The sequence below is a fragment of the Terrabacter lapilli genome (genome assembly GCF_039531305.1).
Classification (GTDB): Bacteria; Actinomycetota; Actinomycetes; order Actinomycetales; family Dermatophilaceae; genus Terrabacter; species Terrabacter lapilli.
Window position 1 is genome coordinate 904,446 of the sequence record NZ_BAAAPU010000007.1, and the last position, 20,462, is coordinate 924,907.

The 20,462-nt window shown below is 71.1% G+C and carries 20 protein-coding genes; 16 read left to right on the forward strand and 4 right to left on the reverse strand.

All coding sequences use genetic code 11. The annotated features are described in order from the left end of the window. Nucleotides 1-366: 366 nt before the first annotated feature. The 14 genes from ABD241_RS12115 to ABD241_RS12180 all read left to right on the forward strand — a co-directional run bounded on the left by ABD241_RS12115 (nt 367) and on the right by ABD241_RS12180 (nt 15,527). Nucleotides 367-1,026 carry a sensor histidine kinase gene (locus ABD241_RS12115; RefSeq protein ID WP_344062591.1) on the forward strand — a complete coding sequence of 220 codons (660 nt, stop codon included), beginning with the start codon at nt 367-369 and terminating at the stop codon, nt 1,024-1,026. Then, a complete protein-coding gene (locus ABD241_RS12120) occupies nt 1,023-1,673 on the forward strand; it encodes a response regulator (protein ID WP_344062594.1) in 651 nt (216 codons plus the stop codon). Before ABD241_RS12115 ends, ABD241_RS12120 begins: the two co-directional genes overlap by 4 nt. A gap of 109 nt (nt 1,674-1,782) precedes the next feature. Next, entirely contained in the window at nt 1,783-2,523 is a 741-nt protein-coding gene (locus ABD241_RS12125) for a response regulator transcription factor (RefSeq protein WP_344062597.1), read from the forward strand. A 61-nt stretch (nt 2,524-2,584) separates the two neighbouring features. Then, on the forward strand, nt 2,585-3,775 hold the full coding sequence (locus tag ABD241_RS12130; RefSeq protein ID WP_344062600.1) for a DegT/DnrJ/EryC1/StrS family aminotransferase: 1,191 nt from the start codon (nt 2,585-2,587) through the stop codon (nt 3,773-3,775). Further along, complete coding sequence (locus tag ABD241_RS12135) at nt 3,772-5,268, forward strand: polysaccharide biosynthesis protein (RefSeq protein ID WP_344062603.1); 1,497 nt, start codon at nt 3,772-3,774, stop codon at nt 5,266-5,268. Before ABD241_RS12130 ends, ABD241_RS12135 begins: the two co-directional genes overlap by 4 nt. A 37-nt stretch (nt 5,269-5,305) precedes the next feature. Further along, a complete protein-coding gene (locus ABD241_RS12140) occupies nt 5,306-6,766 on the forward strand; it encodes an RtcB family protein (protein WP_344062606.1) in 1,461 nt (486 codons plus the stop codon). 21 nt (nt 6,767-6,787) lie between these two features. Continuing rightward, nucleotides 6,788-8,185 (forward strand): YveK family protein, encoded by a 1,398-nt coding sequence (locus ABD241_RS12145; RefSeq protein WP_344062609.1) that lies wholly within the window; start codon nt 6,788-6,790, stop codon nt 8,183-8,185. Continuing rightward, entirely contained in the window at nt 8,182-9,288 is a 1,107-nt protein-coding gene (locus tag ABD241_RS12150; protein WP_344062611.1) for a hypothetical protein, read from the forward strand. Before ABD241_RS12145 ends, ABD241_RS12150 begins: the two co-directional genes overlap by 4 nt. After that, the gene (locus ABD241_RS12155) at nt 9,285-10,460 is read left to right on the forward strand and encodes a glycosyltransferase (RefSeq protein ID WP_344062614.1); all 1,176 of its coding nucleotides are present in this window, start codon (nt 9,285-9,287) and stop codon (nt 10,458-10,460) included. The genes ABD241_RS12150 and ABD241_RS12155 overlap by 4 nt, the downstream gene beginning before the upstream one ends. Next, nucleotides 10,457-10,879 carry a hypothetical protein gene (locus ABD241_RS12160; RefSeq protein ID WP_344062617.1) on the forward strand — a complete coding sequence of 141 codons (423 nt, stop codon included), beginning with the start codon at nt 10,457-10,459 and terminating at the stop codon, nt 10,877-10,879. The genes ABD241_RS12155 and ABD241_RS12160 overlap by 4 nt, the downstream gene beginning before the upstream one ends. Continuing rightward, nucleotides 10,876-11,889: an aminoglycoside phosphotransferase family protein gene (locus tag ABD241_RS12165; RefSeq protein WP_344062620.1), complete on the forward strand. Its 1,014-nt coding sequence runs from the start codon at nt 10,876-10,878 to the stop codon at nt 11,887-11,889. The genes ABD241_RS12160 and ABD241_RS12165 overlap by 4 nt, the downstream gene beginning before the upstream one ends. After that, complete coding sequence (locus tag ABD241_RS12170) at nt 11,886-13,211, forward strand: O-antigen ligase family protein (protein WP_344062623.1); 1,326 nt, start codon at nt 11,886-11,888, stop codon at nt 13,209-13,211. Before ABD241_RS12165 ends, ABD241_RS12170 begins: the two co-directional genes overlap by 4 nt. A 13-nt stretch (nt 13,212-13,224) precedes the next feature. Beyond that, nucleotides 13,225-14,496, forward strand: a complete 1,272-nt coding sequence (locus tag ABD241_RS12175) for a lipopolysaccharide biosynthesis protein (RefSeq protein ID WP_344062625.1) — start codon at nt 13,225-13,227, stop codon at nt 14,494-14,496. Beyond that, entirely contained in the window at nt 14,493-15,527 is a 1,035-nt protein-coding gene (locus tag ABD241_RS12180) for a hypothetical protein (RefSeq protein ID WP_344062628.1), read from the forward strand. The genes ABD241_RS12175 and ABD241_RS12180 overlap by 4 nt, the downstream gene beginning before the upstream one ends. A gap of 66 nt (nt 15,528-15,593) precedes the next feature. Here the strand turns inward: ABD241_RS12180 and ABD241_RS12185 are convergent, their stop codons facing one another. Then, nucleotides 15,594-16,463, reverse strand: coding sequence for a sugar transferase (locus ABD241_RS12185; protein WP_344062631.1), 870 nt, complete (start codon nt 16,461-16,463; stop codon nt 15,594-15,596). On the opposite strand from ABD241_RS12185, the gene ABD241_RS12190 reads away from it, so the two are divergent. Continuing rightward, a complete protein-coding gene (locus ABD241_RS12190) occupies nt 16,351-17,352 on the forward strand; it encodes a methionyl-tRNA formyltransferase (RefSeq protein WP_344062634.1) in 1,002 nt (333 codons plus the stop codon). The genes ABD241_RS12185 and ABD241_RS12190 overlap by 113 nt on opposite strands. Beyond that, entirely contained in the window at nt 17,352-18,014 is a 663-nt protein-coding gene (locus ABD241_RS12195) for a PIG-L deacetylase family protein (RefSeq protein WP_344062637.1), read from the forward strand. Before ABD241_RS12190 ends, ABD241_RS12195 begins: the two co-directional genes overlap by 1 nt. A 20-nt stretch (nt 18,015-18,034) precedes the next feature. On the opposite strand, the gene ABD241_RS12200 is transcribed toward ABD241_RS12195, so the two are convergent. The 3 genes from ABD241_RS12200 to ABD241_RS12210 all read right to left on the reverse strand — a co-directional run bounded on the left by ABD241_RS12200 (nt 18,035) and on the right by ABD241_RS12210 (nt 20,456). Further along, the gene (locus ABD241_RS12200) at nt 18,035-18,475 is read right to left on the reverse strand and encodes a hypothetical protein (protein WP_344062640.1); all 441 of its coding nucleotides are present in this window, start codon (nt 18,473-18,475) and stop codon (nt 18,035-18,037) included. A gap of 15 nt (nt 18,476-18,490) precedes the next feature. After that, nucleotides 18,491-19,927 (reverse strand): right-handed parallel beta-helix repeat-containing protein, encoded by a 1,437-nt coding sequence (locus ABD241_RS12205; protein WP_344062643.1) that lies wholly within the window; start codon nt 19,925-19,927, stop codon nt 18,491-18,493. An 88-nt stretch (nt 19,928-20,015) separates the two neighbouring features. After that, the gene (locus ABD241_RS12210) at nt 20,016-20,456 is read right to left on the reverse strand and encodes a hypothetical protein (protein WP_344062646.1); all 441 of its coding nucleotides are present in this window, start codon (nt 20,454-20,456) and stop codon (nt 20,016-20,018) included. Between the last annotated feature and the right edge of the window lie 6 nt (nt 20,457-20,462).

Genomic DNA, 20,462 nt, shown 5'->3' on the forward strand with positions numbered 1-20,462 from the left:
CCGGTGTTACGGTGAACGCGAAGCAGCCGACAGGCAACGCGAATCAGCCGACAGGCTCTGCAGCAGAGGGGCAGCAGGGCCGGGCCGGGGGTGAGTGGGTCCGCTTGGCGGCGCTCATAGGGGGTTGACGAGGCAGATGAATGGGAGAGGCTGCCCTCGAGCTGGGGGTTGATTGACACAGAGGCGTCGACCGCGCTCCGGTCGGTCGCAGCGCTGTGACGCGCACTCGGGCCCTTGAGGCCCACGCTGATTTCTCCTGCCCCGGGCGAGTCGCCCGGGCCAGGAACCACTGGCCGCCGCGGGGGCGGGGCCGGTGCCACGGGGTAGGTAGATCGTTCTATTGGGGATCACATGTCAGTTCAGAACGTGGATTTGAGACCTCGCCGCGCGCCGTTCGGCGCGCACGCGCAGATGGACGTGGTGCAGCACATGCCGCCCCCTCGCACGGGCGACCCCGCCCTGCGCGCGCTCTGCCACGACCTCATACAGCCGCTCGCCACGATCCGCATGCTCGCCGACCCGCGCATCGGTGACGACGACCCTCGCCTGGCCGCCATCCGGCACGAGGTCACCTGGCTCACCGACCTCGTCGAGTCCGTGCTGGACGGGCCCGCGGAGGACCGGCACGAGCCGCTCGACCTGATGGACGTGGCGGCGTACGCGCTGTCGTGCTGTGCGCCCTCGGCCGCGGTCACGCTGGAGGGGAGCTCCGACGTGCGCGTCGTCGCTCCCCGGGTCGCTCTCGTCAGGGCGCTGATCTGCCTGCTCGACAACGCCGCCCGGGCCGCGGGCAAGGACGGATGCGTCACCGTCTGCGTTCGAGCCGGCGGCTCACGGGCCGTGGTGACCGTCGCCGACGACGGGCCCGGCCTGGGCAACCTCGTGCCGCAGCACTCGATCGGGCTGGTCACCGTTGCACGTGTCCTGCGCGAGTGCGGTGGGCGACTCGAGCTCACGGACGGCGCCGGCGGCGGGGCGGTCGCCACGGTCGAGCTGCCACTGCTCGCGCAGGGCCACGCGCGATGAGGATCGTCGTCTGCGACGACCACCGTCTGCTCCTCGAAGCGCTCGGGGCCTCCCTGGTGGCGCGCGGCCACGACGTCGTGGCTCTGGCCGTGACGCCCGAGGAGGCCGTCTGCGCCGTGACCGAGCACGCTCCCGATGTCTGCCTCCTAGACCTGCACTTCCCGGAGGGCACCAGCCTCACGGCCCTCGAGGCGATGACGAGGCGCCAGCCGGACACCAAGGTCGTCGTCTTCTCTGCGACGGCCGACCCCCAGTCCGTCGCGGGAACGCTGTCGCTCGGTGCGGCGGGGTTCCTCCGCAAGTCCATGTCCGTGGACGAGATCTGCGTCATGATCTCCCGGGCCGTCGAGGGTCAGGTGGCGGTGGAGGCGAGCCTCCTGAAGCAGGCGTTCCTGCCGCCTTCGCCGTCGGACCCGATGTGGGCCCTGCGGTTCCTGACGGACCGGGAGTGGGATGCCCTGCAGTGCATCACCCAGGGCCTGACGACCCAGCAGATCGCCCGGCGGCTCGGTGTCCAGGCCAGCACGGCGCGCACCCACGTCCAGAACCTCCTCACCAAGCTCGGCGTCCACTCACGGCTCGAGGCCGCCGCCCTCGTCGCCGACCTCGGCGGGCCCTCGCTGTGGCCTGCGCGACTGCGCTCCTGAGCCACGATGTCGCCGCGTCCGCGCTCACCCCTTTGTCCAGCAGGTGACGTAGTCGCCGGTCGTCCAGACGTCGGGTGTGCCGTCGGTCCGGGCCCCGGATGCTGAGGGCATGACAGAGTCGCCGCTCCGGGTCGTGGTGTTCGCCGCCCAACAGCTCCTGCTGGAAGCCCTGGCGGAGACCCTGGAGGCGGTGCCCCAGATGCGTGTCGTCGGACGAGCCTCGAGTGTGAACGTCCTGCTGGGGGTTCTGGGGCGTGTGCCCGCGGACGTGCTGGTCCTCCACGCTCTCGACACCCCGGAGACGTCTCTCGAGCTGGCGCGCTCGGCACTGGAGCGCGAGCCGGATCTGGGCATCGTGCTCGTGACCGAGCCGTCGGCCGCAGACCTCACACGCCAGGCACTCGAGATCGGCGTTCGCGGCTGGATCCGTAGCGACGAGCCCCTGCAGCGACTGGTCCTGGCCGTCCGGGAAGTCGCGGTGCACGAGGTGTTCATCCCGGTCTCCCTCCTGACGTCGGTCCTGCCGACGACGGCCGAGCGGGGCACCTCCTCGCCGCCCGTCGGCCACCACGCCATCGAGCTCACCCCGCGTCAGCGCGATGTCCTGCGCTGCCTGATGGACGGTCGTTCCCGGACCGAGACGGGGCGGCTGCTCAACATGTCGCCCAACACGGTGCGCACCCACATCGGCGCGATCCTCCAGCGGCTGCAGGTCCACACCACTCTGGCCGCCGTGGCCGAGGCCCGTCGGACCGGGCTTCTCATCCGCAGTGCTGAGGAGCTGTCTACCGCGAATGGCGTAGAGGCGCTCGGGCGCTCATCGGGTGTGCCGGTGCAGGGCGCTTCCTAGTGTCGACGGAGTGGGACCGCCCGCACGCCTGCCGGCACGCTACCGAGAGTCAGGGCTGAACATGACCATCCAGACACCGCCACGACGACGTGTGGCGTCCACGCGCCCGGTTCCCTTCGCACGCACGGTGATCGGGCCCGAGGCGCGCTCCGCAGTGGACCGTGTGCTGGAGTCGGGATGGGTCACGACGGGGCAGGAGGCCATCGAGTTCGAGCGGGAGCTGGCCGACTACGTCGGCGCCTCTCGCGGCGTTGCCGTCAGCTCCTGCACCGCTGGGCTCGAGCTGGCGCTCAGGGCTCTCGGGCTGCCACGTGACGCACGTGTGCTCATGTCCACCGACACCTTCTGCGGCGCCGCAGGCGCCATCGCGCACGCCGGCCTGACGCCCGTGCTGGTGGACGTCGACCCCCGGACCGCCGTCCCCACCGAGGAGAACATCCGGGCGGCCGTGCGCGAAGTCGGAGGGGTGTCCGCGATGGTCGTGGTCCACCTGGGCGGCCACCCCGTCGACGTCGAGGCGGCTGCCGCCGCGGCCGGGTTGGGGCTCGACCACGTCATCGAGGATGCAGCGCACGCGCTGGGCACCGAGGTCGGGGCACGACGGGTGGGCTCCATCTCCCGGGCCACCTGCTTCAGCTTCTACGCGACCAAGAACCTGGCCATCGGCGAGGGCGGCATGGTCACGACCAGCGACGAGGACTTCGCGGACACCCTGGTCCGAACCCGACTCCACGGCATGTCCCGGGACGCCTGGCGCCGTTACCGACCGGGCGCCGGCTGGCGCTACGACGTGGCGGACGACGGCCTCAAGGCGAACCTGACGGACGTCCAGGCGGCCATCGGCCGGGCCCAGCTGCGCCGTTTCGGCGCCGACCAGGCGCGACGCGAGGCGATCGCCGCCCGCTACGACGCCCAGCTCGCGGGACTGCCGTCCATCACCCTTCCCCCCCGCCCGGTCGAGGGCCGACACGCCTGGCACCTCTACGCCGTACGCGTGCAGCCGGGCTTCCCGGTGCCCCGGGACGAGCTCATCGAGCTCCTGAGCGCCCGCGGCATCGGCACCTCCGTGCACTTCATCCCCCTCCACCGACTCACCTGGCACGTCGAGCATTGCGTGGTGCCCGCGACGGGACTGCCCGGCGCCGACGAGGTCTTCGAGGGGACCGTCTCTCTTCCCTTCGACCAGAACTTGACCGATGACGACGTCGACGAGGTGTGTGCGGCCTTGTGGCAGATAGGAGGCATTCGATGACTTCTGAGGTTGGCACCCGTGCGAGGAACGGCAGCGCGGGCCGTCAGACCGGTTTGCGGACCCTGATCGTGGGCGCGGGCGAGGCCGGCAAGGCGTTGGCCCGAGACCTGCAGCGCGTGAAGGAGTTCGGGCTCTGCCCGGTGGGCTTCCTGGACGACGACCTGACCAAGCGCAGGGTCCGGCACCTGCCGGTGCTCGGCCGACTCTCCGACGTGCTCAGGGTGGCGACGGCCGAACGCATCGATGTCGTGGTGCTCGCGATCCCGGGACTGCCGGAGGCGGAGGTGACCCGGCTCGCGACCGCCGCTGCCCGCGTCGGGGCGAGTGTGCGTCGCCTGCCGTCGTTCGTGGGGCTGCTCCAGCGTGATGTCGTGGGCACGGACCTGCGCTCCCTGCACGTGGCCGACCTCATCGGGCGGAGCGAGCTGCACGTCGCTTCTCCCGAGGTCGCCGAGATCATCACGGACAGAACGGTGCTCATCACCGGAGCCGGCGGGTCGATAGGCAGCGAGCTGTGCCGGCAGGTGAACGGTTTCGCACCCACCCGGCTCATCATGCTCGACCACGACGAGACGAACCTGCACCGTCTGCAGCTGGAGCTGCGCGGTGAGGCTTTCCTCGACAGCCACGACGCCGTCGTCGCGGACATCAGGGATGCCGAGCGGATGCGTCAGGTCATGGCGTACTACCGGCCCGAGGTCGTCTTCCACGCGGCCGCGCTCAAGCACCTCCCGATGCTCGAGCAGCACCCGTGCGAGGGTGTGAAGTCCAACGTGGAGGGGACCGAGAACGTCCTGCTCGCCGCCCTCGAGGCCGGGGTCGAGCGGTTCGTCGTCATCTCCACGGACAAGGCCGCCGACCCGACCTCGGTCCTGGGGGCCACCAAGGCCCTGGCCGAACAGGTCGTCAAGAGGAACTCCGGAGGCCGCACCCTCGTGTCGGCCGTGCGGTTCGGCAACGTGCTCGGCAGCCGAGGCTCCCTGCTGCCGGTACTCGTCTCCCAGATGGCCGCCGGACGCGACGTGACGATCACCCACCCCGACGTCACGCGCTACTTCATGACCATCGAGGAGGCGGTCGGGCTCGTCCTGGAGGCCGCGCTCCTGACCACCGGCTCGGAGACGTTCGTCCTCGACATGGGGGCCCCGGTGCGGATCGTCGACCTGGTGGCCAACTTCGCACGTCAGCTCGACGTGCGTGACGTCCGGATCCGCTTCACCGGCCTGCGTCCGGGCGAGAAGCTCCACGAGTCGCTCTTCAGCGAGTACGAGGACTGCCTCCCCACCAGCCACCCCCGCATCTTCAGCGCCGAGACCCTTCCGGTGCACGAGGACTTCGACTCGCTGCTCCTGTCGCTCTACGACGCGGCTCGGCGCAACGCAGCAGACGAGGTGCGCCGCACTCTTCGTGCCGCCCTGCCGATCTACCGCCCCGAGCCGGTCGGTGCGATGGCGGCGGTCCAGGCGTCCGCGCCGTACCCCGACGACTACTGATGCACCCCTGTACTCACTTGGAAGAAAGGTTCGCCACATGAAGATCAATGTGATCGCGGGTCGCGGCGACGAGCCGCTGGGCGGCTCGTCGACCGGCCATCACGGCGCGCGCGTGTTCGACAGCGACCACCTGCCCGCGGACCGTGACATGGTCGACTCGTTCAACTCCGCGACCCTCGGGATGGATCTCGCGGCGCCACCGGTCGTCCTGCCGGACTTCCACCACAAGTCGGCCATGGAGATGCCGTCCAGCATCGCCGTGGCCACCGCAGGCACCATCCGGCCGACGTTGACGAGCTCGTCGATCAATTGCGGGATGGCGCTCATCGCCCTCAACTGTGACCGGCCGACCGACGCGGCCGTGACCGACTTCTACCGTCGGGTGCGCGAACGCTATCCGTACCCGACGACCAACCGGCGCGACCTGTCCTACCGCGAGGTCGTCAGCGCGGCCACCGAGGGCGCCGCCTTCGCCGTCGAACGGCACGGGATCGACCCGGCCGAGCTCGAGCGCGTCGAGGAAGGCGGCCGGATCGACCTCGCACGGTGGGGCGGCGGCGACCGCCTCGTCTCCGAGCTGCCGGCGCTCACGTGGCAGCTGGCCAGGCTTCGCTTCGGCACCGTGGGCCCGACCAACCACTTCGTCGAGCTGCAGGAGGTGGAGGAGATCCTCGATCCCGAGGCGGCTCAGCTGCTCGGGATCCGGCAGGGGCAGGTGACCCTGCAGTACCACGCCGGCGGTGGCGTGCTCACGGGCGAGATCGGCCACCTGTTCGCCCGCCGGCGTGACGCCAACCGCGTCATGAAGGCCGCCATGGCCGTCCAGAAGCCGCTCTTCCACCTCGCCACCGCACGATCGGCGCAACAGGTCCGCGAGCGGATGCGCCTGTTCTTCACGTCGGCGTGCCCGCCGGTGGAGCTCGACTCGGACGAGGGGCAGCGGCTCATGCTGGCCAACGCGGCGGCCATGAACTACGGCTATGCCTTCCGGATGGTCACGTACCAGGCGCTGCGCCAGCTGGCGGCTGACGCCTTCGGTGGGGAGCCGGGCAGGCTCGTCGTGGACTCGCCGCACAACTCGATCTACGAGGAGGAGGTGGCGGGGGAGCGTGCCGTCGTGCACCGCCACAACTCGTGCCGGGCCTACCCCGCGCACCTGATGACCCCCGGCACCACCTTCGCCCAGACGGGACAGGCGGTCCTCCTCCCCGGTACCCACAAGACGTCCTCGTACCTGGCGGTGGCCGCTTCCAGCGGCCCGAGCCTGCACTCCGCGTGCCACGGGGCGGGCACTGTCATAGACCAGTTCGCGAAGAACGGGACCTCGAAGTCGGACCCGAGAGGCCGGTCCACCCTGCGGTTCCGCTACGACGACACCGCACCGACGGAGGCCCCGCACCTCGACGACGCCGGGGTGAACGCGGCCATGTCGGTGCTCACCAGCCACCGGATCGTGCGACCGGTGGCACGTATGCGGCCGTTCGCCGTCCTGCACTAGTCCACCGAAGAGAGACGTCCCATGCGCATCGACGAGGCCTTCCGACGAGTCATCGGCGGCTACTGGTGGTTGATCGGCCTGCTCGTCATCGGGTCGGTCCTGGCGGCCGGCCGCTACGCCGTCCACCAGCAGGCCCAGTACCAGGCCGTCGCCCGGGTCCAGATGTCCGGAGGGCTTGCCAGCACCAACGTGCAGGCGGACGCCGCGACGCAGTGGCTCCAGGGCGTGGTCACCACTCCCAACATGGTCAGTCAGGCCATGGCCGCCGCCGGAATCCCCGGTGACCCGACGAAGTTCGCCATCCACTCGATCGACGTGAGTCGAGTCGGCGTCTCCACGGTGAACGACGTGGTGGTCACCACGGAGGACCCCAGGCGCTCGGTCATCGCCGCGAACTCCCTGGTGCAGCAGGCGCTGAAGTACGCCAACACCTCGCGCCAGAGCGATGCCGCGCACATGACCAGCCTCAGCCGTCAGATCGACTCCCTCACGCGTCAGCGCGACGACCTGATCCGGCAGCTCGCCGTGGCATCGCCGGGGCCGGTGCTCGAGATCCAGGCCCGGATCGCGGCGATGGCACCCACCCTCACCGACCTGCTGCGCCAGCGCTCGGACCTGGTCCTCGCCGCGTCCCAGCGCTCGAGCATCGGCCTGCTCGACCCCGCCACGGCACTGCCTGACCCGGTCGGACCGAAGGTTCCGCAGATCGTGGCGCTGGCGGGACTGGCCGCGCTGATCTTCGCACTCTTCCTCGTGGCGATCCTCGAGGCGGTGCGCCCGCACGTCCGGGGACGCAGATGGGTCGCGGCCGAGCTGGACGCCCCCCTGCTCGGGCACTTGCCCACCCTGGACCTCACCGGCCCGAAGGGCCAACGCAGCCTGCGCGAGTTCGGTGACGCCGCACGAATGGTCGGTGCCCGGTTCGCCGGCCGGCCGGTCCTGCTGCTGCCGGTCGAGAGGAAGTACGAGCCGTGGGCGGCGCGGGTGTGCCGGGAGCTGGAGATGCTCACGGGAGTGCACATCGAGCACTCGGCCGACGCTGCGGTCGCGCGGCCCGGACGAGCCGGTGCGCTCGACGGCTCGAAGGACCCCGTCGTGATCGCCCTCAGCCCGACCGTCGAGTCACAGCGCGTCCTCGAGGACGTCGCGCGCCACGCCGAGGTGATGGGCTGGCACGTCGTGGGCGTGCTGACCTTCCGACGCCGGCGCCTCCTCGACCGGCGGGCACTAGCCGAGGGTGGCCGCCATGCCCGTCCGCCCGTCGAGCCGGTCTCACCGGTGGGTGCGCCGAAGGCGACGGATTCGGCCGGGCCGACGAGCAGTGCCCCACACCCGTTGCAGCCGGATCGGGGCGCCTCGAAGCATCTGGCACCGCACGGCGGAGCGCCGAACAACCACGAGCTGCGGGGAACGAAATGAGTCGCCGGTCCCGGTCGTGCGGCCTGACGGTCGAGGTCGAGGCCGGCTCCGGGTCCTGGAGGCACGTCGTCGACCGCGCCCTGGGTGAAGGGCCGCAGCCCTCCGCGGCGACCTGGGGCAGCCGCGCGCCAGGCGTCGCCCCTGACGTCATCGTCCGCGTGGATCCCTCGTGCGAGCCGTTCCCGGTCTCCGGTCTGGCGACCCTGACTCGCGGCGCCTGGGCCGACGGGCGCCGCGTCGTGCTCACCGATGCGTGCGGCAGCGGCCTCGACCTCCTCGTGGAGCCGTCGGGGGAGAGGCTCACCGTCACGGCACGCCCGCGCCCGGGAATGAGCCATCGCGCACTGCGTCTCGCGGCGCCGGGGCGGACGGAGCTGTTGTGGCGGGCAGCGCTCATGCAGTACCCGGCGCTCTGGTGGGCCGGTGTCCGCGGAGCCGTGCCACTGCACGTCTCGGCAGCCCGGGTGGGGGACGAGGGCGTGGTCATCGCCGGACCGGGGGGAGTGGGCAAGTCGACCTTGCTCGGCAGCCTCACGTCCGAGGGCGGCGCCCCGGTCAGCGACAACCTGTGCACCTACGAAGGCGACCGGCTCCACGCGCTGCCCGAACCGCGTCGCGTGGACGCGGGCAGGGCAGGACGCCTGCGTCCCACGATGCCGCACGGCCGCGTGGAGCGGCCCTGGGAGGGCCGAGAGCCCTCGGTCCGGCCGTCGCTGCTGCTCGTGCTCCGGCGCGGGACCGCAGAGCGGCCGACCGTGCGACCGGTCTCGCCGGAGACGGCCTCGCGCGCGCTCGTCACGGGGACGTACGCGGCGGGCGAGCTGCGTCGCTACTGGGCCTTTGCCGCCACGCTGGCCCTGGGCACGGGCCTCGGGCCGGCGCACCCTGCAGTCGTGGGGGAGGCGGAGCGGCTCGCCCGATGCGTCCCGTGCGTGGAGGTGGTGCTGCCTGCACACCCTGGGACGTCCCTCGCCGAGATCGTCGACCTGGCGCGCCGCATCGAGCGCCCGCCGCTCGCCGAGGCCCTCCCGGAGACCGTGGAACCGTTCCCGCACGGCAGCCACCCGACTGCCGGTGCCCCGATGACGGGAGTGCCTCGATGACCCAGCGAGTGGCCCACATCATCACCCGCTGCGTGGCGGGCGCCGGCGGCGTTGCAGTGCGTGGGGCGGTGAGCCTGCCGCGGGACCTCTACAGCAGCACTCTCGTCGTCGGCTCCGGGGACGTCCTGCTCGATGCCGCTCGCGCCCACGGCGTGGACGTCGTCGTCGTGCCGGACCTCGTCTCCCCGATCAGCCCGGCCCAGGACGCCCGGGCCTACAGGTCACTGGACAGCTTCCTGCGGTCCGAGAGCTTCGACATCGTGCACACCCACAGCGCCAAGGCCGGCGTGCTGGGACGGGTTGCCGCCTCGCGGGCCGGCGTGCCCCGCATCGTGCACACGCTGCACGGATTCCCTTGGCACGACTTCCAGCCGGCGGTGGTGCGCCAGGCGTACATCCGAACCGAGCGGACCCTGGCGCGCATCACGGACGCCTACCTCGCCGTGGGCACGGGAGTGGCGGTGGAGGCCCTTCGGCGACGGGTGGTGCGCCCGGACCAGCTCGTCACCATCGGGCCCGCAGTCGAGCCCGCACCGGTGATCGCGTCGCCGGCCTCACGGGCGAGGGCGCGGACGCTGCTCGGGCTGCCGGAGGACGCGACGGTGGTGGGCACCGTGGGACGGATGGACTTCCAGAAGGCTCCCGAGGTCATGCTCGAGGCGCTCACGCGCATGCGGACCCCGGCGGTCCTCGTATGGGTCGGTGGTGGTCCGCTCCTCGAGGAGACGGCCCGTCGCGCGGAGGCCGCGGGCATCCGGGACCGCGTGGTGCTGCTCGGCAACCGCGAGGACGTGCCCCAGCTGCTGCCCGCCTTCGACGTCTTCGCGATGTCGAGTCGCTACGAGGGTCTCCCGTGCGCCATCGTCGAGGCCCAGGAGTGCGGCATACCCGTGGTGGCGACCTCGGTCAACGCCGTCTCCGACGTGGTCGTGCCGGGCGTGAGCGGACTGCTGGTGGCGCCTCAGGACCCCGCTCAGCTCGCAGCGGCGCTGGACCACGCGCTCACGCACCCGCGACAGGCGGCATCCTGGGCAGAGCACGCGCGGGCGCAGCTGGGCACCCGCTACGAGGCAGGCACTCTCGGCGCAACCCTCTGCGAGGTCTACACCCCCGAGCAGGCCGGTCCGCAGTCGGTGCCGATCCCCCTGCACGGCTGGGGCAGGGCATCGTGAACGCCCTCGACGCCGCGCTCGAGCTGCTCGTCCCCAGGCAGACGCCGGTCGTCCACGTCCACGGGGACCGGCCCGCCTCGGGTACGGCGATCCCGCTGCTCGCGCGCGGGGAGCAGCTCGTGCTCATCGACGGCCGTCGCCTCAGCGCGCGCCGGCTGCGACGGCTGGCGCAGGACGCAGGTCTCGTCGTCGACCGCGAGCTGGTGGTGCTGCCCGGCCTGAACGCGCCGGCCTTCGTCGTCGAGGACGGGGTCGAGAGCATGGGGTGGTTCTGCAACGCCTTCGCCACCGTGCCGCCCGGACGCGCCCAGGGTTCCTTCCTCATCACCGCGGCGACGCGGCTGGCGCGTCACCGTCCCCTCGTCGGCTGGCTCGGCCGGCTCGTGCCCGGGCGCATGGTCATCGCCCGCCGCCCATGACCACCTCGACCCGCCTGCCGGGCACGGCCGGCTCACCGAACCTCGTGACCGTCGAGGACGTCCTGAGGCAGCACCTGGGTGCTCGCGCGGTTCGCCTGGCGGTCGTGGCGATGTCGCGCGACGACAACCCGAAGGCGGTCGTCATGGCGACGGAGTCCGGGTCCACGAGCCCCGTGCTGGCGGTGAAGGTGGCCCTCACCCCCGGTGCTGCGGAGTCGGTCCGGGCGGAGGCGGCAGCGCTCCAGGGCCTGGCAGAGCTCGACCCCGGGCGGGTCGGCGGCACCGTCCCCCGCGTGGTGGCGCTGCACGACGGCACGGCGGGAACACTTCTCGTGACGACCGTCTCGCACGGGCGTCCGCTGTCGGTGGACTACCACCGGTGGCACCACACCGCTTCACGTCGCCGGGTCGAGGCCGACTTCGAGGCGGCGGCGGCCTGGCTTCGCGAGCTGCACCCTGTCGAGGCCGCGCCGGCGCCCGAGCCGGACTGGGCCGCCCTGCTCCAGGACCGGTGGCCCGACGACGGGCTAGGCGAGGAGGCATCACTGGTATGCCGTGTCGCCCGGGATCGCCTGGGCGAGCGCGACGCGGGCCACGTGACCCACGGCGACTTCTGGTGCGGCAACATCCTGCGCTCGGGCCGTCGCGTCACCGGTGTCGTCGACTGGGAGCACACGCGGTTCGGCTCTGATCCTCTCTGGGACCGGGTGCGGTTCGCCCTCGCCTACACGCTCTACCTCGACCGGCACACCCGCGCGGGCGCTCCCGTCCACGGCCATGCCGGCCTCCGGGCCGGAGCCTGGGGCGAGCCGCTGCGGTACCTGCTGCGGGGTCAGGGCTGGTACCACGACCTCGTGGCCGCCTTCCTGGCCCCCGGGCTGGGATCCGGCGCCGCCGGCGCGACGTGGCGCGACGCCGTCGTGGTCGGGCTGGGGCAGGTCGCGACGACCGCCGACCAGCCGGAGTTCGCCCGTGCACACGCCCGCCTGCTCGCGGAGGTGGGTTCGTGACCACGCAGCTTCGGACCTCAGGGGCCGTCAGGTCCGGCAGGGAACGCCGGCTCTGGGCGAGCCACCACCCGGTGCCGCCGGCGTCGCCGGCCCTGCGCTGGGTCATCGCCGCGGCCATCGCGTGCATGCCGCTCCTCGCGCCGACCGGGCCCGGGAACACGTCTCCGGCAGACCTGCCGATCGTCCTGGCGATCGGGGGCGTCCTCCTCTGGCTCACGCGCAACCGCGTTCGGCTGCGCGTGCCGTATGCCATGGGGATGTGGTTGCTGATCCTGGCCGGCGCCGTCGCGGCCCTGGCCAACACCGAGATCCGTTCGACGGCGGTGCTCGGCCAGGACCTCTTCCTGCTGCTGTGGGCAGCCACCATCGCCAACGCCGTGCGGGCCGACCGCTCCCTGGTGCGTCTGGTGTGCACCAGCTGGTGCTGGAGCGGGATCGTCTCCGCGGGTCTGATGGTGGCGGGCCGCCTGGCCGGCATCTCCTGGCTCGCGGGCCAGTCCGTGCGAGACGGCTCCCGCGCCGCGCTGACGTTCGGCGACCCCAACGTCGCGGGGAACTACTTCGTCAGCAGCCTCTTCCTCATCCTTGCCGCTCGCTGCCCGCGCCGTCGCGTGCTGCGCGTCGGAGCCGTGCTCCTGATGGTGCTCGCGGTCGTCTACACGGGGTCCAACGGCGCCATGCTCGGGATGGTGGTGGGTCTCGGGGCGGGAGTCCTCGTGGGTCAGTGGCGGTCGCGCGGGCCCATCGCCGCGACCGGTCTCGCCTGTGTCCTGGTCCTGGGCGGAGGCGCCCTCGTCACGTCGGTCGACTGGGCGTCGTTGCAGGAACAGGCTGCAGCCGGGGGACCGGTCCTCCACGACTCGATAGGTCGCAGCGACTCATCGAGCCAGGACCGGCAGGTCCTCTTCGCCGAGGGCACACGGCTCTTCTGGAACGGCACGCTCATCGGCGTCGGCCCCGGCCGGACGAAGCCGACCCTGGCCGCGATTCCCGCCCCGTACGTCAAGGAGGCGCACAACGACTACGTGGCGACGCTCGTCGAGCTCGGGGTCATCGGCGGCGTCGGTCTCGTCGTGCTGATGGCCTCGATCGCGGTGCGACTGGCCCGGGTCGCGGGACGGCCAAGGGGCAGAGGTGACCCGTCCGCAACCGGATGGCTCCTCCCGTCGCCGCACTTCCTCGTCGCCATGGCGGCCTCGTTCGTGATGGCGGGCCTGTTCTACGAGGTGCTCCACTTCAGGCATCTCTGGGCCTTCCTCGGTCTGCTCGCCGGGCTGGACCTGATCCGTAGCGACACCCTCCGTCCGTCCGAGAGGCGATGACATGGACGTCAGCGTGGAACCCAGTCGCCGGCCCCGTCGCTTCCGCATCCCGGGACGGGCCGTCCTCGACAACATCACGGCCAGGCTGGTGGCGGTGGTCGCCCTGGGGCTCGGCACGATCCTCGTCGCGCGGGTCGGAGGTGCCGAGGACGTCGGTCTGCTGGCCTTGCTGCGCGTCGTGCCGGGCCTCGTCGGCGTCCTGGCCGCCTGTGGTCTGCCCGGCGCGATGGGTTACTTCCTCGCCGGCCCGCACTCTGCCGACAGGCGACTGTGGCCCTCGATCCTGGTGGTGCTGGTCGCGGGCATGGGGCTCGGCGTGGCGGCATGGATGCTGCTCCTGCCCGTGATCCACCACTTCCTGTTCCCGGCGACGAGCACGCTCGTCATGCTCCTCGCCGGTGTCAGCGTCGGAACCCAGCTGCCGCTGGCCGTCGTCAAGTCCAGCCTGCAGGGACTCGACGACCGGCAGGGCTCGAACGTGGTCACCGCCGCCGAGGAGGTGGCTTTCCTCCCGGCCTTCGGCATCGCCTACCTCGTGGGACTGCGGGGGCCGCTGCTGCTCGTGGTCGTGCTCATCGTCGCGGACGTCGTCGTCGCAGGGGCAGGCTGGGTCCGCCTGGTGCGCAAGGTGCACGGTCGCGGGATGCGCATGACCGGGCAACCAGACCGGGGTCTCGCCCGCAGCATCGTGACCTTCGGGCTGCTGGGTCAGGTCGGCGGCCTGGTCAACCTGCTCAACCTGCGCCTCGACTTCCTCATCCTGGGCTCCCTCGCCGGACCGGCACCCCTGGGCATCTATGCGGTGGCGTCGAAGTTCGCGGAGCTGGTCCGGCTACCGGCGCTCGCCGTGACGTGGGTGAGCTACCCGCGGATCGCCCAGCTGGGCCCGGAGGGCTCCGCCAACCTGGTGCGCCGACAGGTGCCGTGGCTCGTGGGACTCGGCATCGGCGGCGCCGTCGTGCTGGGGCTCGCGGCAAACCCCCTGCTCCCTGCCCTCTACGGTCAGGAGTTCCTGGCGTCCGTCGTGCCGGCCGCCATCATCGCGGTGGGACTCGTCGCGTCCCCGGCGGGCGGTCTCGCGAGCGGCTACCTGCTCGGGACGCGCCGTCCCGGCACGAACTCGCTGCTGCAGACCGTCGGCCTGGTGGCCACCCTCGGACTGGACCTGCTGCTCATCCCCACCTTCGGCGTGGTCGGGGCGGCGGTCGCCAGCGCCGTCGCGTACCTGGTCACCGACCTCAGCGCCCTGCTCGTCGTGCGGCGGCTCACCTCGGGGGTCCCGTGAGGCGGGGGCGGGTCCTGGCAGCCCTCGCAGCCGCGTCGGCCCTGTGGCTCGGGGGGTGCGGTGAACCGGCGCCCGTCGCGGCTCCCCCCGGGACCGAGCAGTTCAACATCGCGCCTGGCGAGTTCAAGGGCCAGACAGCCCACGACGCCAGGTATGCCGGGCTCGTCGACGCCCTCCGGTCGAAGGGCACGGGCGTGTGGATCGAGTCCGACGTCGTCAAGGCCTACCAGGCCGGCCCGGCGCGGTACCACCAGGTGCTCGGGATCGACCTCAGCCTTGCGCGTCGCCCGGGCGTTGCCGGGATCAAGATCGCCGACGAGCTCGGCTACCACGACGGTACGACGAGGGAGCAGGCCGCGGCCGTGGTCCGCCAGGCGGTCAGGGACATCCACACCGCATCCCCGGGGACGAAGGTGCTCATCGACGTCGTGGTCCCCGAGCTGGGGTGCCTGTCGTGGGCCCCGAACTCGACGCCGTCCATGCGGATGTGCGGGGCGAACGCCGTGACCGCGAACCCCGGGGCGAGCATCGCGGCGGTGGACGGCTACGCCGCCTCCGGGGTCGACGTCATCGACCTCAGCGCAGGACTCCAGGACGAGAGCTGGTACGTCGCGCAGGGCACCACGGCCGACGCGGCGATGCGACAGTGCTGGCGCGAGGCTGTTCGCCGGTGGGGGTCCCGGGTCACTCTTCAGGCGCGCAAGGCCCTGGCGCATGCGGGGCCGTACCCCGGCGACGACGCGCAGGCGCAGGCCGAGGTCCACACCTACGTGGACATCCCGCTGGCCGAGGGCGCGAAGGCGGTCGACGTCTGGACGTGGGCCCAGAGGTACCAGGGCCAGCTCGTCACGCTCACCGACCCCGGTGGCGCGCCGAACGCCCTGACCCGTGCGCTGCAGGAGAGGCGCAAGAAGGGGGCGCGCCTGTGGACGAACATGACACCGTCGACCTACCAGGTGGACCGCGCCCACGACGTGCTCGCGGTGGCGAGCCAGTTCGACGTCGTCCTCGTCGCCGCCGGCACCGGGTGAGCGCCGAGCGCCGGGCCACCGCCCCGCCGGCCCTGCTGGCCGTGCACCGGACGAGGCCGCCGTCCGTCAGCCAGGGAGGGAGCTGCCCGGTCGACTCCGAACAGCCCCCAGGACCTGCTCCTCCGTCGCGGTCTCGAGCCGGACGCTCTTGAAGCTCTGGGACCTGATCCCCAGGATCCCGAGCACGGTCCTGACGGCCAGGGCCAGGTCGTACGCAGGCGTCCGCCGGCGCACGTAGGCCAGGTCCCTGGCGATCTTCCGGGGGAGCTGCACGGTGACGTAGTAGTGCTCGGCCTCGCCCGGGTCGCTCGGAATGCGCGACTCGTCCTCGAAGTAGCTGAGGCTCCCCGGCCCGACGATGCCGGGCGGGACGTCCAGGCTCTCCAGCATCCAGGGTTCATAGCAGTTGTGCACGATTGCCGGATCCTCCGGACGGGGCCCGAAGAAGCGCATGTCCCCGTTGAGGACATTCCACAGCTGGGGGAGCTCGTCCACCTTGGTCGAGCGAAGTATGCGGCCGGCAGGAAAGACCCGAGGGTCATGGCGGGCGGTGAGGCGCGGGGCGTTCGGGGGCATGACGTGCATGGTGCGCAGCTTGTACATCGTGAAGTGGCGTCCACCGCGACCGACTCTCTCGGCTCGGTACAAGACCGGTCCACCAGGGGACTGCCGGCGGATGAAAGCCGACGCCACCGCAAGCACCGGGGCGCTGGCAGCCAGGCAGAGCGCGGCTATCGCACGCTCATGAAGCGGCGTATTCCGCTTTGTCGATCCTCGACGAATCCGTGCTGTCGGCCAGAGCACCTGAGTAGAGTTCCTTTCCATGGCCAAAGTACTGTTCATCGGCGCCGTGCACGAGGCACTTCCGGCATTCGAGGCACTGTGCGCCAGCCACGATGTGGAGGTTTCCGGCGTCGTTACCCTGAAGAACGCCATGGCGGTTTCAGGTGGGTGCTCCGTCGACATTTCGACGGCCGCGGAACGCCATGGCATCACGACGCACATTCTATCGGACCTGAACACCCCGTTACTGGTCGAAGACATAGTTCCGTTCGGGGCGGATATGGCATTTGTCGTGGGTTGGAACCGTTTGATTCCGCAACCTGTTCTCGACGTTTTCCCGCTCGGCGTCTACGGATTTCACGCGTCCGCCCTGCCCAGGGACCGCGGCCGCGCGCCCGTGAACTGGGCGATCATCAAGGGCTATACACGCACGGCGAACACGATGATGCGGCTCTCGGCGGGCGTTGACCTCGGAGATGTGGTCGATCAGCGGTTCACGCCCATCTTCTACGACGACACGTGCGCCACCGTGTACTCCAGAATCGCCGACCTGGGTGCGCAGATGATCATCTCGAACCTGCCTGCAATCCTCGCGGGGCGACTGTCCACAACTCGCCAGGACCCGTCGGAAGGCAACAACCTGCCGAAACGAACGCCCGACATGGGGGTGGTCGACTGGACCATGGCTCCGACCGAGATCCACAACTGGGTTCGAGCCCAGACCTCTCCCTATCCGGGGGCCTTTTCCGAATTGAATGGACGACGGGTGTCGATCTGGAGCACCAGCCCTCCATCGGTGAATGCGAATCTCGGAGGAGATCTCCGTCCCGGAACGATAGTCCAGGCCGACGCCGGCGGCGTGGTCGTGCAGGCGGAGCTCGGCACGATCAGGTTGACCTCCCTGACCTGGGCCGACGGGAGTCCCGTGGACCACGAGCAGCTCGACGTCGGCAACGCCTTCTCTCAACCGGCGGGCGACTGGGCGTCCTGGGCCAAAGGTCTCGGCGCCCGGCCCGAACGACTTGTCTTCGGAGCTGCCTGATGGAGGTTCTGGTCGTCGCGGCGCATCCCGATGACGAGCTGCTCGGCGTCGGCGGCACGGTCATCAAGCACGTGGACGCCGGCGACTCCGTCCATGTCGTCATCATGTCCGAGGGCTCCTCATCCCGGTATGGCGACCACATGAAGAGCGAGCTGAGATGCGCCGCCCGACGGGCGTCGGAGGTGATGGGCAGCGCCTCTCTCACTTTCGGCGACCTGCCTGACCAGAGACTCGACACGTTGCCGATCATCGAGGTGACCCAGCAGATCCAGAGGCTGGTGCAGGAGATCAGGCCGTCGGTCGTGTACACGCACGGTGCAACGGACGCCAACAGGGACCACACGGTGGTCAGCGAGGCCACGTGGACTGCGGTGCGTCCCTACTCTGCACCGTGGGTCAAGCGGGTCGTGTTCTTCGAGACCCCGTCGTCGACGGAATGGGGGATGCCCCTGACGGGAAAGGCGTTGGTGCCCAACTTCTTCTCGGACATCTCGCAGCAGCTGACGCGAAAGCTCCAGGCGATGGCCGAGTACGAGAGCGAGACCAGGCCCTACCCGCATCCACGGTCCTTGCGTGCTCTGGAGGAGCGCGCCCGCCACTACGGCTCGCTCTGTGGGCTGGAGGCAGCCGAGCCGCTCGTGCTCGCGCGGCTCGTGGAGTGACGACCGCGGGCACCTCGTCCTCAGTGGCCGCAGATGTGGCGCAGGGCGGTCAGGTCGCCGCTGATGCTGGCGCCGATGTCGGTGTGGCGTTGGGCCGAGGTCGCCGAGGGCGTGGTCACGGTGGCCCGGTACGCGGCGAGGTCGTCGGCGAGGTTCTGCGCGAGCTCACGTACGTCGTCCGACGTCGTGGCTCTGGCGGCGCTGGTGGCTCGGCCCTGGGCAGAGCTGACTGAGGCGGAGGACGCGCCGGGGGTCGTCGCGGTGACGGCGGCGGCGACGACCAGGCCCAGGGCCGGGCAGTCGGGGGGAGTGCCGGACGGCGTGGCCGCGAGCCCCTGGGTCGGGGCGAGGGCACGGGGCCCGTCGTGCGCCAGCAGCGCCGCGCCCAGCGCGAGCACGGCGGTGAGGGCGACGCCGAGCAGGATCTGCCAGCGGTGCGAGGTGGTCGTCGAGTGGCTCATGGTGTCGTCCTGCGCTCAGGGCTGGTACTCGTAGGCGCCGCGGTCGTCGTAGCTCCGGGGGCCCACGCCGGTGTCGACGGTCGCCGGGTCATCGACCCTGGCTCGTCCGGCAGCGTCCGTGTCGGGCTCACCACGTGCCCCGGAGTTGGCCGAGTCGATGGCGGGCGAGCCGCTCTGGAGGGTGAAGTCGCCGTTGGCGGGCCCGGTCCAGCGAGGGTCGGCCTGCAGGGCACCCGACTCCTGTCCGCTCGCGGTCTGGAAGGCCGCCAGGGTCGAGTACGACGTGGAACCCCAGACCATCATCGTGCCGGGGATGCTGAGGTTCACCAGATCGTGGTCGAGGGTCGTGCCCAGCTGTGAGGTGGCATCGACACGGATGTTCCCCCTGGTCCTGGGGCACTTGACCGTGCCGCCGGCGCCGTCGGGGCAGCTCGCGGCGTTGTCGACGCTGATGTTGTCGGCGATCGTGAAGCCGCTCGGCGTCCCGGATGCCACTCCCTCGAGGTTGATGCCGGCGGAGACGTTGTCGAAGACGGTGTTGCCGACCACCGCGCTGCCGGTGACGCCGTAGTCGTCGATGCCGTGGTCGCCGGTGATGCAGCCGGAGGTGTTGCCGGTGCTCGGGGCGTTGCAGTTGGTGAGGACCACCGTCGTGAACCCCTTGTTGTGGTAGCTCACGTTGTCGACGATGGTGTTGTTGTCGCCGCCCGGGTAGGACTGGATGCCGGAGTCCTCGTTGTCGTGCACCCGGTTGCCCTTGACGAGGTTGCCGGGGGCTCGGAGGTCGATCCCGACGCCATTGCGCACGTAGCCGTAGGCGTTCCACGAGCTCTCGTTGCCGGTGACCTGGTTGCCGGTGGCGCCGTTGGTCAGGTAGATGCCGGACGCCGAGTTGTCGGTGACGAGGTTGCCGGTGACGACCGAGTTGGTCATCGAGTTGAGGTAGACCCCGTGTGCGCTCGAGCCGGACACGCGTTGCCCGGAGGTCCTGACGGTGTTGCCCGACAGGCTGATGCCGGTGGCGTTGTAGACGTAGATCCCGTTGCTCGTGCTGTTCTGGATCGTGAAGCCCGAGACGCTGATCCAGCTCTGGTTGGAGATCGTGAAGCCGTGCTTGGCGCCGGAGATCGTCACGGTCGCGCCCGCGGCCGGCTGGAAGGTGATGGGGGAGCCCGAGGTGCCTGAGTGCCAGGGGAAGACCTCGTCGGTGTAGGTGCCGGACGAGACGAGCACGGTCTGTCCGGCGACCGCCACCTTGGCTGCCTTGGCGATCGTGCAGAAGGGGACCGTGGCGGTGCCCGACCCCGTGTCGGAGCAGCCGCTGCCTCCGACGTAGAGGTAGGTGGCGGCTCCTGAGGCCGCTCCCGTGGAGCTGAGGGCGAGGCCCAGGGCGCCGACGACGGAGCCGATGGCGATCGCAGCCCTGCGTCTCGGAGTGTGTGACGGGACCATGTCCCCTTCCTTTCTCGCGTGCCGCCGTCCTGCTCTTCCGGTGTGGCGACGGCTGGGGCGCCCGCCGAGGGACGTCTCGATCTACGGGTCAGAGCCCGCAGTAGTGGCGCAGGGCGGTCACGTCGCTGCGGAGGGTGGCGCCGATGTCGGTGTGGCGTTGGGTCGAGGTGTCCGACGGTGTGGTGAGGGTGGTGCGGTAGGCGAGAAGGTCGTCGGCGAGGTTCTGCGTGAGCTCGCGGACGTCGTCGGACGCGGTGGCCTTGGCGGCGCTGGTGGCTCGGCCGAGTGCCGCGGTGACCGCGGTGCTGGGGGCGCCGGGCGCGGTGGCGGTGGCGGCGGCGGCGACGAGAAGGCCGATGGCCGGGCAGTCGCTGGGCGGGCCCGAGGGGCTCGCCGCGGCTTGCTGTGTCGAGGGGCCGGCCTGGGAGGCGCCGGTGGCGAGGAAGACCGCGCCCAGCGCGAGCACTGCGGTGAGGGTGACGCCGAGCAGGATCTGCCAGCGGTGCGAGGTGGTCGTCGAGTGGCTCATGGTGTC

Coding starts and splice junctions, on each gene's coding strand:
- ABD241_RS12120 (WP_344062594.1), top strand. CDS start 1,023: ATGAGGATCGTCGTCTGCGACGACCACCGTCTGCTCCTCGAAGCGCTC.
- ABD241_RS12125 (WP_344062597.1), top strand. CDS start 1,783: ATGACAGAGTCGCCGCTCCGGGTCGTGGTGTTCGCCGCCCAACAGCTC.
- ABD241_RS12130 (WP_344062600.1), top strand. CDS start 2,585: ATGACCATCCAGACACCGCCACGACGACGTGTGGCGTCCACGCGCCCG.
- ABD241_RS12135 (WP_344062603.1), top strand. CDS start 3,772: ATGACTTCTGAGGTTGGCACCCGTGCGAGGAACGGCAGCGCGGGCCGT.
- ABD241_RS12140 (WP_344062606.1), top strand. CDS start 5,306: ATGAAGATCAATGTGATCGCGGGTCGCGGCGACGAGCCGCTGGGCGGC.
- ABD241_RS12145 (WP_344062609.1), top strand. CDS start 6,788: ATGCGCATCGACGAGGCCTTCCGACGAGTCATCGGCGGCTACTGGTGG.
- ABD241_RS12150 (WP_344062611.1), top strand. CDS start 8,182: ATGAGTCGCCGGTCCCGGTCGTGCGGCCTGACGGTCGAGGTCGAGGCC.
- ABD241_RS12155 (WP_344062614.1), top strand. CDS start 9,285: ATGACCCAGCGAGTGGCCCACATCATCACCCGCTGCGTGGCGGGCGCC.
- ABD241_RS12165 (WP_344062620.1), top strand. CDS start 10,876: ATGACCACCTCGACCCGCCTGCCGGGCACGGCCGGCTCACCGAACCTC.
- ABD241_RS12190 (WP_344062634.1), top strand. CDS start 16,351: ATGGCCAAAGTACTGTTCATCGGCGCCGTGCACGAGGCACTTCCGGCA.
- ABD241_RS12185 (WP_344062631.1), bottom strand. CDS start 16,463: ATGGCGTTCTTCAGGGTAACGACGCCGGAAACCTCCACATCGTGGCTG.
- ABD241_RS12195 (WP_344062637.1), top strand. CDS start 17,352: ATGGAGGTTCTGGTCGTCGCGGCGCATCCCGATGACGAGCTGCTCGGC.
- ABD241_RS12200 (WP_344062640.1), bottom strand. CDS start 18,475: ATGAGCCACTCGACGACCACCTCGCACCGCTGGCAGATCCTGCTCGGC.
- ABD241_RS12205 (WP_344062643.1), bottom strand. CDS start 19,927: ATGGTCCCGTCACACACTCCGAGACGCAGGGCTGCGATCGCCATCGGC.
- ABD241_RS12210 (WP_344062646.1), bottom strand. CDS start 20,456: ATGAGCCACTCGACGACCACCTCGCACCGCTGGCAGATCCTGCTCGGC.